11 protein-coding genes are annotated in these 10,355 nt (G+C 53.0%); 4 read left to right on the top strand and 7 right to left on the bottom strand.

Annotated elements, in window-relative coordinates; translation table 11 throughout:
* Positions 1 to 848: transposase (locus tag ABD76_RS28955; RefSeq protein ID WP_197260313.1), on the top strand; the 848-nt coding region annotated here is incomplete at its 5' end.
* A gap of 237 nt (positions 849 to 1,085) precedes the next feature.
* Here ABD76_RS28955 and ABD76_RS28950 read toward each other — a convergent pair.
* The gene (locus tag ABD76_RS28950; protein WP_197260312.1) at positions 1,086 to 1,697 is read right to left on the bottom strand and encodes a GNAT family N-acetyltransferase; all 612 of its coding nucleotides are present in this window, start codon (positions 1,695 to 1,697) and stop codon (positions 1,086 to 1,088) included.
* Between the two features lie 155 nt (positions 1,698 to 1,852).
* Between ABD76_RS28950 and ABD76_RS28945 the strand changes: the two genes are divergently transcribed.
* The 3 genes from ABD76_RS28945 (at position 1,853) to ABD76_RS28935 (ending at position 3,608) form a co-directional block, all read left to right on the top strand.
* Positions 1,853 to 2,242 (top strand): hypothetical protein, encoded by a 390-nt coding sequence (locus tag ABD76_RS28945; RefSeq protein ID WP_197260311.1) that lies wholly within the window; start codon positions 1,853 to 1,855, stop codon positions 2,240 to 2,242.
* A complete protein-coding gene (locus ABD76_RS28940; protein WP_197260310.1) occupies positions 2,229 to 2,867 on the top strand; it encodes an O-methyltransferase in 639 nt (212 codons plus the stop codon). The genes ABD76_RS28945 and ABD76_RS28940 overlap by 14 nt, the downstream gene beginning before the upstream one ends.
* Positions 2,868 to 3,161: 294 nt before the next feature.
* Entirely contained in the window at positions 3,162 to 3,608 is a 447-nt protein-coding gene (locus tag ABD76_RS28935; protein WP_197260309.1) for a hypothetical protein, read from the top strand.
* 442 nt (positions 3,609 to 4,050) lie between these two features.
* Here ABD76_RS28935 and glnA read toward each other — a convergent pair whose 3' ends face one another.
* The 6 genes from glnA to ABD76_RS28905 all read right to left on the bottom strand — a co-directional run bounded on the left by glnA (position 4,051) and on the right by ABD76_RS28905 (position 10,312).
* Positions 4,051 to 5,379 carry a type I glutamate--ammonia ligase gene (gene glnA / locus ABD76_RS28930; protein ID WP_197260308.1) on the bottom strand — a complete coding sequence of 443 codons (1,329 nt, stop codon included), beginning with the start codon at positions 5,377 to 5,379 and terminating at the stop codon, positions 4,051 to 4,053.
* A 44-nt stretch (positions 5,380 to 5,423) separates the two neighbouring features.
* A complete protein-coding gene (locus tag ABD76_RS28925; protein WP_197260307.1) occupies positions 5,424 to 5,834 on the bottom strand; it encodes a MerR family transcriptional regulator in 411 nt (136 codons plus the stop codon).
* A gap of 96 nt (positions 5,835 to 5,930) precedes the next feature.
* Positions 5,931 to 7,190, bottom strand: coding sequence for a methionine gamma-lyase family protein (locus tag ABD76_RS28920; RefSeq protein ID WP_197260306.1), 1,260 nt, complete (start codon positions 7,188 to 7,190; stop codon positions 5,931 to 5,933).
* A gap of 57 nt (positions 7,191 to 7,247) precedes the next feature.
* Positions 7,248 to 8,531 carry a GTPase HflX gene (hflX, locus tag ABD76_RS28915; RefSeq protein ID WP_197260305.1) on the bottom strand — a complete coding sequence of 428 codons (1,284 nt, stop codon included), beginning with the start codon at positions 8,529 to 8,531 and terminating at the stop codon, positions 7,248 to 7,250.
* Positions 8,532 to 8,591: 60 nt separating this feature from the next.
* Positions 8,592 to 9,575: an AAA family ATPase gene (locus tag ABD76_RS28910; RefSeq protein ID WP_197260304.1), complete on the bottom strand. Its 984-nt coding sequence runs from the start codon at positions 9,573 to 9,575 to the stop codon at positions 8,592 to 8,594.
* A gap of 101 nt (positions 9,576 to 9,676) precedes the next feature.
* Complete coding sequence (locus tag ABD76_RS28905) at positions 9,677 to 10,312, bottom strand: YdcF family protein (protein ID WP_197260303.1); 636 nt, start codon at positions 10,310 to 10,312, stop codon at positions 9,677 to 9,679.
* Positions 10,313 to 10,355 lie beyond the last annotated feature (43 nt).

Genomic DNA, 10,355 nt, shown 5'->3' with positions numbered 1-10,355 from the left:
CGGAACGCGGAAAGACTCGCAAGCCAAGAACATACCGGGAGCGTGCCCGCAAAGCCTATCTGGCGATTGCCAAGCAAGGGCGCGTGAAGCCGCGCACGATGCGCAAAGCAATCGGCAAGCAGTTGCGGTTCGTTTCCCGCGATCTGCGCGTCATCGCCGAACTTGCCTCCACGGGCGGCCTGACGCGGCTGCCACGCCGCATGTACAAGGAACTTCTGGTCATTCAGGAATTGGTTCGCCAGCAGCAAGCGATGTACGACAAACGTACGCACAGCGTACCGGATCGGATCGTCAGTATCGCGCAGCCGCACGTGAGGCCGATCGTGCGCGGTAAAGCCCGCGCGAACGTCGAGTTCGGGGCGAAGCTGGCGATCAGCGTGGTGAACGGCTACGCATTCCGGGAGCAACTGTCCTGGGACGGCTTCAACGAAGGTCAGACGCTGCAGGCCGTAGTGGAACGCTACCGCGCTCGATTCGGCTATTATCCCAAAGCGGTGCTGGCCGATCAGATTTACCGCACGCGGGACAACTTGCGCTTCTGCAAGGAGAAAGGAATTCGACTGAGCGGACCGCAATTGGGGCGTCCGTCATCCGCCGATCAGCAGGAGCAGAAGAAAATCGCCAAAGCGGATGCAGCCGCGCGCAATGCGGTGGAAGGCAAGTTCGGTGAAGGCAAGCGCAGCTATGGGCTTGGCCGTATTCGAGCGCACCTTCAGACGACCAGCGAGACCGTAATCGGGCTGCAACTGCTGGTGATGAACCTCGAAAAGAGACTCCGGGTTCTCTTTTTGCCCGTTTTGCAATGGCTATTGTCGAGGCTCGCAGTTCGTTTGCTCGTGTCACCGTAAAATGTGACCCGTTCAGCAAGCCCTAATTAAGCGAAAAAGACGACCCATTCCCCAAAATTTTGGTGATGAGTCGTCTTTGTTTCATATTGCTATTGTTGCTGCTTCAAAAACTACAAGTTCTTCAGTGGCCTCGAGTATCCGGGGCTTTTTGTTTTCTCGCAACAGCATTCCGAACCAACGGGGAGAGAGCCATGTTCCATCTATCCGGTCAATCCCCCATATGGTAATTGACTCCCACTAGAAGTCAGACTTCATAATCGTACTTTTCAAGTAGTCATTGAATTCCGAATATTCATCCTCCGTAATACTCCTTGGGTAACTCATGATGACCAGGTCATGGGGCAAATGCTGCTTGCGATACGCAGGATGTTTATGTTCGTAATGATTTTCTTGAAATCCAAGTCGCATATAAAAGCTTTTGCGTCTAACCGAAATCGGATCTACCGGCGGATCGATTTCCAGAATGACAAGCTGGTGAATGTCACAAAACTGTTTTAAACAACGGGAACCCATGCTATTTCCCCGCATTTCAGGATCGATTGCAAAATGTTCAATATAACAGTAACGCGGGGTTTTCCAATAAAAGAGAATTCCGACAAATACGCCATCTTCTAAAATGACGTCGCAATGATAAGCCGGATGATCCAAAACTGCAATTTGATCGGCCAATACTCTTTGCTCGTGTTCGGGAAAGCTGACCTTATATAAATCAAATGCCCTCTTGAAATAAGTCACAAGTTCCCGTATTTTGCAAACAGAATGTAGAATGGATGCCTTAACATTGGTCTCCCCTCGGTAATTACGATGTAAAATCCAATCATTCCGATAATTCCTATAATTATCTTTCATGTTCTCCCCTTCACATCAAACCCTGACCTTACAGCTGCTTTTGTGGAATCATTTGCACTTTAATTATTTTAGGTACATTGACATTTTGTATACGTTTGTATACAATTCATTACAACATGTTATGTATACAATTGTATACAAGTGGAGGTTATATAATGCGAAATGACGGACTTAAGGACTTTAAGAAAGACAGACATCATCATGGTGAACGTTACAAAGGAAAAGATGGTTCACATCAACGAGGCCCGAAAACATTTCGTCGAGGGCGGGCCATTGCATTTTTAGAAATGTTGAATCTTAAGCGTTCCACCCTTAAACAACAGTTGGATCAACCGGAGTTTGAATCGATTCATCCAATTCTAGTCGGTGAATTAAAAGCCATTGATATGGTCATTAACGAATTTATTCAATTATTTGAAATACACATAAGTGAAGCAGTGGAAGTGTCCAAGACAAACAGTGGAGAAACAGAAACTTTTCTCCCGGCAGGCAAAGATTCTAAACCTGATGCTGAGAAAGGACGGGAATGTGATGAAACAAATTAACAGTTATATCGATTCCGTATTTCGTAACCAAGATGATCTTTTGGAAGAAGTTATTTCATCAATACGGGAAAACGGAATGCCCTCCATTTCGGTATCTCCTTCCTCCGGAAAACTCCTAACGATGCTTGTTTCCATTTCAGGGGCTAAAAATGTGCTGGAAATAGGGGCTTTGGGCGGCTATAGCGGAATTTGTCTAGCGAGAGGCTTCGATGGAGAAGGAAAATTAACTTCCCTCGAATTAGAGGAGAGTTACGCAAAATTAGCATACAATAATCTTGCTAAAGCAGGCTTTGGCAATCAAGTCACCTATCTTACCGGACCCGCTTTGCAAAGTCTAGAAAAATTAGTTGCCGAGAATAAACGGTTTGACTTTTTCTTTATTGATGCTGACAAGGAAAATTATGATCCTTACTTGAACTATTGCATTAAACTCGCTGAACCGGGCGCTGTAATCGTGGCTGATAATGTACTGGCAGGCGGCAGTGTAGCGGATCAGGACGCGAAACCGAAGCGTTATACTGAATTGATGAAGAAATTCAATGAAACCGTATCCCATCATCCTCAATTAGACTCGCTGCTAATTCCACTAGGCGATGGACTGACCGTTGCAAAAGTAAGGAAATGAAAAGATAGCGGAAAGTTATGCACAGAACTCAATACAAAAATCCCGACTGTCACCAGTCTGAAAGGCCGTGGCGCACCCCAGTCAATTGTAATAGGAGACCCTAAAAAGGAACGTAAACAATTGCCTCGCGGTTATGGTTGGCATCGCAGCCCCAAAAAAACCGCATAAAATCGTACTACAAGCGATATATTGACACGAGCCTCGGAGGAATCCGGGGTTTCTTAATTTCGGCTAATTTAAGGTATAGCATATACGAGCATACGGTCATATAATTAAGGCGAAAGGGGCGGAATTTTGAAGAAATTAAGTGCATTATTCTTGGTGTGTTTGTTGGTCTTGGTAGGCTGCGGGGGCGGGGGACAGTCAAAAGATGACGGGCTGGTCCTCGACTATCTCAATACGTTCGTGAATGGAACCGATGTGGATGCCAAGAAGAAGTTTGTCGAAGAAAAGGTTCATCCGGACATCAAGCCTCTATTTGCATTAGGGCAAAATAATGTGACCGACGAGAGCAAGATGTACAAAGATCCGAAAGTTATGGAGTCAAGTGATTACGAGGAAGCCGGAAAGAAAGGAACACTCGTACTGGCACGAGGAACCGTTGACGGGAAAGAAAAAGAAATCATCGTGCTGGTTATGGAAGGGAAAATCGCCTTCGGATTTACCCCTGACGGCGAAGGAGATGTCAAGGCAGGTTACGATGAAATGCGCGCCAAATTTAAAACAGAAGCCTTGAAGTAACCGCTAAGCCCCGGAACACTCCGGGGCTTATCTCTTCCCAAACGCAGTATATTAATGTCTGACATCGCATACAGATATAGATCCATCTTCCCTTCATGCGGGCCATGCATCGGCATAAAAAGTCAACCTTCGTATTTGCTGCCGCCGGATTTTACGCCGATCGTAAGTCCTCTCATCTTATCATTCTTGCCCCGCAATATATCCTCTGCTTGTATTGCTGCGGCGGCATCATACTAATGAATTCCCATCAGGCCTTCCCAGCAGGTTTCCACTCACACCGTTCTCTCCTTCCCCACTGGATGCAAAGAGAGACTTCCTGCGGCCCTTAGTTTCATTATTTTTGGGGGCGTTTTGTGGGCATCGACCCTAACGCCGCTATCATCCTCTTCATGCCCCCACAATAAAAATCCCCAGAAGCCTTGCGGCTCTAGGGATGAAATAATTAATATAATGTCATATATTGATCGCGTTCCCACTGATGAACCTGTGTCCGATACATATCCCACTCGATTTCCTTCAGCTCCATGAAGTGCTGCAGCGCATGCTCGCCGAGCGCATCGCAAATGATCTCGTCGCGAAGCAAGGCTTCCAGCGCTTCCTTGAGGCTCGATGGCAAGCTTGGGATGCCTTCCACTTCGCGCTCTTCGTCCGTCATCACATAGATGTTCCGGTCGGTCGGCGCCGGCAGAGCGGAATTTTTCTTGATGCCGTCCAATCCGGCCTTCAGAATGGCGGCCAACGCCAAATATGGGTTCGCCGACGGATCCGGGTTGCGGACTTCGACGCGCGTGCTGAGGCCGCGGGATGCCGGAATGCGGACCATCGGGCTGCGGTTGCTCGCGGACCAGGCGACATAGCATGGAGCCTCGTATCCCGGAACAAGCCGTTTGTAGGAGTTGACCGTCGGATTCGTAATGGCCGCGAAGCCGCGGGCATGCTTCAACACCCCGGCCATGAAGCGGCGCGCATCGTCGCTCAAGCCCAGCTTATCCTTCTCATCGTAGAATGCATTCTCCTTGCCCTGGAACAGCGAAATGTTGCAGTGCATGCCGGAACCGTTCACGCCGAACAGCGGCTTCGCCATGAAGGTGGCGTGCAGGCCATGCTGGCGCGCGATCGTCTTCACGACGAGCTTGAAGGTCTGAATCTGGTCGGCCGCCTTGATGGCGTCCGCGTATTTGAAATCAATTTCATGCTGCCCCGGCGCCACTTCATGGTGGGAAGCTTCGATTTCAAAGCCCATTTCCTCCAGCTTCAATACGATCTCGCGGCGGCAGTTCTCCCCGAGATCCGTAGGAGCCAAATCGAAATAGCCGCCCTGGTCATTCAGCTCCATCGTCGGGTTGCCCTTCTCATCCGTCTTGAACAGGAAAAACTCCGGCTCCGGTCCGACATTCATCGCCGTATAGCCCATTTCTTCCGCTTCCTTCAGCGCCCGCTTCAGGATACCGCGCGGACATCCGGCGAACGGAACTCCGTCTGTTGTATATACGTCACAAATCAACCGCGCTACACGATCTTCCGTTACCCATGGGAATACCACCCAAGTATCCAGATCAGGCACCAGATACATATCTGATTCTTCAATCCGCACATAACCTTCGATAGAAGAGCCGTCAAACATCATTTTGTTGTCCAGCGCCTTGTTCAATTGGCTAACCGGGATCTCCACATTCTTGATGGTCCCCAGCAAGTCCGTAAATTGAAGCCGGATAAATCGTACATTTTGTTCTTCCGCAATGCGTACAATGTCTTCTCTGGTGTAACCCACAGGGTAACATCTCCTTCTTGTGAACCTGGATTAGATTGGTGTGATCACTTCGTAAAGAAACGAGACAGTTCACCTTGAATCAATGACACTTGACCTGGTCTGTTTCCGGAAATGAGCTGCTGCTTCAGCATTCGATGCAGTTGAGTCTCCGACAGTTCCTTGCGTTTGCTTTCCGAATCTTCGCTTAGCACGGTCGCCTCCTGGGATTCCTTGGAGACCGGATTCAGCACTTGCTTGATCCCGGCGATGTTCACACCCTTCTCAATAAGCGCCTTAATCTCCAGCAGCCGTTCCACGTCATTGAACGAAAATAGACGCTGGTTGCCGGACGTGCGTGCAGGCATAATCAATTCATGCTGCTCGTAGTAACGGATCTGCCTTGCGGTCAAATCCGTCAGCTTCATTACGATGCTGATTGGAAACAAAGCCATATTTCTGCGAATTTCATCCCCCATCGCTCATCAACCTTCCTCTGGTGATCCCTTGCTTCCCTTCATTGTATCTCCCGTCCAAATAGGTGTCAACGGATGTCAGAAAAACTGACAGAAAAATCAGGACAGCTTCAGCAGTCCCCGCTCCACCATGGCGGACAATGCGGTCATCGCTCCCAGCTTCGCATGGGCATAAGTCAAGCCGCCCTGCATGTACGCCGTATACGGATCCCGTATCGGCGCATCCGCCGACAGCTCCAGGCTCCCGCCTTGGATGAAGGTGCCGGCCGCCATAATGACCGGGTGCTCATAGCCAGGCATATCCCATGGGACCGGCACGACATGGGCGTCGACGGCGGACGCCTTTTGGATGCCTTGCACGAAGGCGATAAGATGCTCGGCGGAATCGAACCGGATCGCCTGGATCAGATCCGTACGCGGCGCCGACCAGTGCGGGGACGATTGGAATCCGAGCTCCTCGAACATGGCCGCCGCGAAGACGCTGCCGCGCACGGCTTGTCCCACGATGCTCGGCGCAAGGAACAGCCCCTGGTACATGGCACGCGTCATGCCGAGCATCGCCCCGACTTCGCCGCCGATGCCCGGGGCGGCCAGACGGGCCGCCGCCGCTTCCACGAAGCGCTGCTTCCCGGCGATGTAGCCTCCGGTCTCGGCGATGCCGCCGCCCGGATTTTTGATGAGCGAGCCGGCAATCAGATCCGCTCCAACCTCCGTCGGCTCCAACCGTTCCGTAAATTCTCCGTAGCAGTTATCGACGAATACGATCGCATCCGGAAGAAGCCGCTTGACCCGGGCAACCATGTCCGCGATCTCATCGACGCGGAACGAAGTCCGCCAGGCGTAGCCGCGCGAGCGCTGAATGCCGATCACCTTCGTGCGCGGCGAGATCCGCCGCTCGACCTCCGCCCAATCGACCCGGCCTTCATCCGTCAGCTCCACCTCGCCGTAATGAATGCCCCAATCGCGAAGCGATCCGGTGCCGTCGCCTTCCTGTCCAATCACCTTGTGCAAAGTATCATAAGGCGTTCCGGTAATATACAGCAGCTCATCGCCCGGGCGGAGCACCGCGAACAGTGCAGTCGCGATCGTATGCGTCCCCGATACGAAATGAGGCCGGACCAGCGCCGCCTCCGCGCCGAATACGTCCGCATAGACCTCGTCCAGCACTTCTCTGCCCCGATCATTGTAGCCATACCCCGTCGATCCGGCAAAATGAAAATCGCTGACCTGATGCCGCTGAAAAGCCTGAATGACCTTCCACTGGTTCTGTTCCGCAATCGACTCGATATCCCGAACCCGATCCTTGATTTTCTCCTCTACCCGTTCTGCCAGCTTCATCATCTCATCTGTAAACTGCATGTTTCATTGATTCCCCTTGTTCTCGACAACGCACTTCCCAACAAGCTCCCGTTGTACTTATGATAGATAAGGCTCCAGCTTGTAGCTATGGAGCTCTGCCTCTGCCCGATCTAGACGAACGGTCAGCCGCACATCCTCGCCGTCCGCTTCCTGATCCAGCACTTCGCCGATGCGATGGGCCAGGGCGATCAGATCCCCGCGCGCGCCGGGCAACCGATAGGTCACCGTGCGGCCCGACAGATGCTGCTGGACGGCAAGGCGGACCCGCTGAAGATCGGCTTCGTCATACGCGCTGATCAAAAAATGATTCTCATCCAAAGGCAGCATGTGGCGCTGCTCCTCGGTGCACATATCCTTCTTATTATACAGCACAATCTGCGGCTTCGCCCCGGCGCCCAGTTGCTGCAAAATATCGTCGACGACCCGTATCTGCTCTTCCCGCATGAGAGAAGAGGCATCGACGACATGCAGAATGAGGTCCGCCTCATTCACTTCCTCGAGCGTCGCGCGGAACGAAGCGACAAGCTCATGCGGCAAATGCTGAATGAACCCGACCGTATCCGTCAAAATCGTCGACTTGCCGTTCGGCAGCTCCCACTGCCGGGAGGTCGGATCCAGCGTGGCGAACAACTGGTTCTCCACATAGACATCCGCTTCCGTCAGTTGGCGGAGCAGCGTCGACTTGCCCGCGTTCGTATAACCGACGAGCGCCACCTGAATCGCGCCGCTCTTCTTGCGGCGCTCGCGGTAGACGCCGCGGTGCCGGACCACCTCTTCGAGCTGGCGCTTCAGATCGGAAATTCGCCGCCGGATATGGCGCCGATCGGTCTCCAGCTTCGTCTCCCCCGGCCCGCGCGTTCCAATGCCGCCCCCTAACCGGGACAAATTGCGGCCATGCCCCGACAACCGCGGCAGCAGGTAAGATAGCTGTGCAAGCTCAACTTGAATAATCCCCTCTCTCGTCTTCGCGCGCTGCGCAAATATATCCAGAATCAACTGCGTCCGGTCAATAATTTTCACATCAAGCGCTTCTTCCAGATTCCGCACCTGGGCGCCGGACAGCTCCTGATCGAAGATGGCGGTCGTCGCGTCAAGCTCCGCGATGACCGCTCGAAGTTCGGCAACCTTGCCTTTGCCGATGAACCATTTCGGATCGGCGCTCTCCCGCTGCTGCATCATGACCGACAGCACGGCAACGCCGGCCGTCTCCGCGAGCTGCACCAATTCTTGCAAGGAATCTTCCGGACGGAGCCGGCTTCGCCGGGCTTCCTCCGTGATAAGGGTCACGAGAACCGCCCGGTCCTGAATATCCGTGGATGTCTCATAGAACGTTCTTCGCATGCATTGAAGGTCTCCTTCATCTGATAATGGCCGGCCATCCGATTCTGTACCCAGTATACCTCATTTGCGCTCCCATTTTAAATCTTCCGGCCGCAGCGTCATCAGCTCCAGCTTGCCCGGCGACTGCTCCGGATAGTTCTGGAGCAAGCGCACCGCTTGATTCCGCATCGCCTTCTCCATGACATTGCGCACGAAGCGCGCATTGCTGAACAAGTTGGCGGACAGTATCTTCTCATCCAGAATGACGTTCTTCAGCTGCGAGAGCGATTGCGGCATCAGCACATAATCCTGCTCCTTGGCAATCTGTTCCGCAATCAGCAGCAGTTGATCGACCGTATAATCGGGGAACTCGACTTGAATCGGAAAACGGGAGGGCAGCCCGGAGTTGGTCTGCATCAACCAGTCCATTTCTTCCGAATAGCCTGCCAAGATCAGAACAAACTGGTTCTTCTGATCTTCCATCGCCTTAACTAGTGTATCCACCGCTTCCTTGCCGAAATCTTTTTCCCCGCCGCGGGCCAGGCTGTACGCTTCGTCAATGAACAAGACGCCGCCCATCGCCTTCTTGATCAGCTCACGCGTCTTTTGCGCGGTATGCCCAATATATTCCCCGACGAGATCCGCGCGCTCTACCTCAAGCAGATGACCTTTGCTCAGCAATCCAAGCTGCTGGAACATTTTCGCCATGATCCGGGCGACCGTCGTCTTCCCCGTTCCCGGGTTTCCTTTGAAAATCATATGATACACATGCGGCTGGCACGTGAGGCCCGCTTCCTGGCGGCGGCGATTCATTTGCAGGATAGCATAGAGCTCAAACGCGATTTCCTTCATATGCTCCAGACCGACGAGCCGGTCCAGCTCCTTGCGGATATCGGCAAAAGGCCCTTCCGCCGGCATGGCCGACTTATCCTGACCGGCCGTCCGGGCCTGCTCCTGCTGAGCCGCGGACTCGGCCGGTGTCTCCACCGGGCGGATGACGACATTAATTTGACGCGAAGGTCTTGCTTCTGTATTCGAGCCGGCCGCTTTGAGTCGTACGTTCATATGCGTCACCCTTTCGACGTTCAACTCCCGATCCTGCCATCCCGAGGCAGAATCGTCTATGATGTTCAATATATTCTAGCGTCGAACAGGTTATTAGAAGTTTACGGAATCCACAACTCGTCCCATTTCCATTTCGTATACGCCAGCGATTCGCGGCCCCGATGCCATAGCGGGGACAGCACCTCGCTGCTGACGGTCACGACCTGCGGCTGCTCATAGCGGAGCGCCTGCGCGATCTCCAATGCGCGCATGCCATGGAAATCATGGGTTACGATCGTGGCCGACGTCCAGCCTCGCTCCTTCATCATGCGCTGGCTGAAGCGGAGATTTTCCAGCGTGCTCGTCGATTCGCCTTCCAGCAGGATCCGATCCTCGCTTACTCCGTGATCGATCAAGTAGTTGGCCATGCCTTCGGCTTCCGTGAAGTTCACATCCGGGCGATCCAGTCCCCCGGACACGATAATATAATCGAACCGCCCCTCCTTGTACAGCTCGAGCGCTTTGTTCAGCCGTTCCCGCAAGCCCGGACTCGGTTCGTCTCCCCAGAGCGAGGCCCCCAGCACGATGCCGATCTCTGTGCGGACCGACGGCGCCGCTTCAGGCACCGACGCAATCTTCCACTGCGTATAAGCGAGCCAGAGCAGGCCTGCGAACAGCAGCGTTCCCGCAAGAGACAGCAGTCTCGCACGCAATCTGCCTTTATTCGTATGTACGCCGAGCTCTTTTCCTTGAATCATGGCTACCCTCTCCTCCCGTTCAAAAGAAAAGCGCGCAATTCAT

The organism is Paenibacillus dendritiformis (genome assembly GCF_015845845.1).
In the GTDB taxonomy this organism is placed as follows: Bacteria; Bacillota; Bacilli; order Paenibacillales; family Paenibacillaceae; genus Paenibacillus_B; species Paenibacillus_B dendritiformis_C.
Note: the sequence above shows the minus strand (reverse complement) of the source record. Positions and strands in the feature narration are given on the sequence as shown.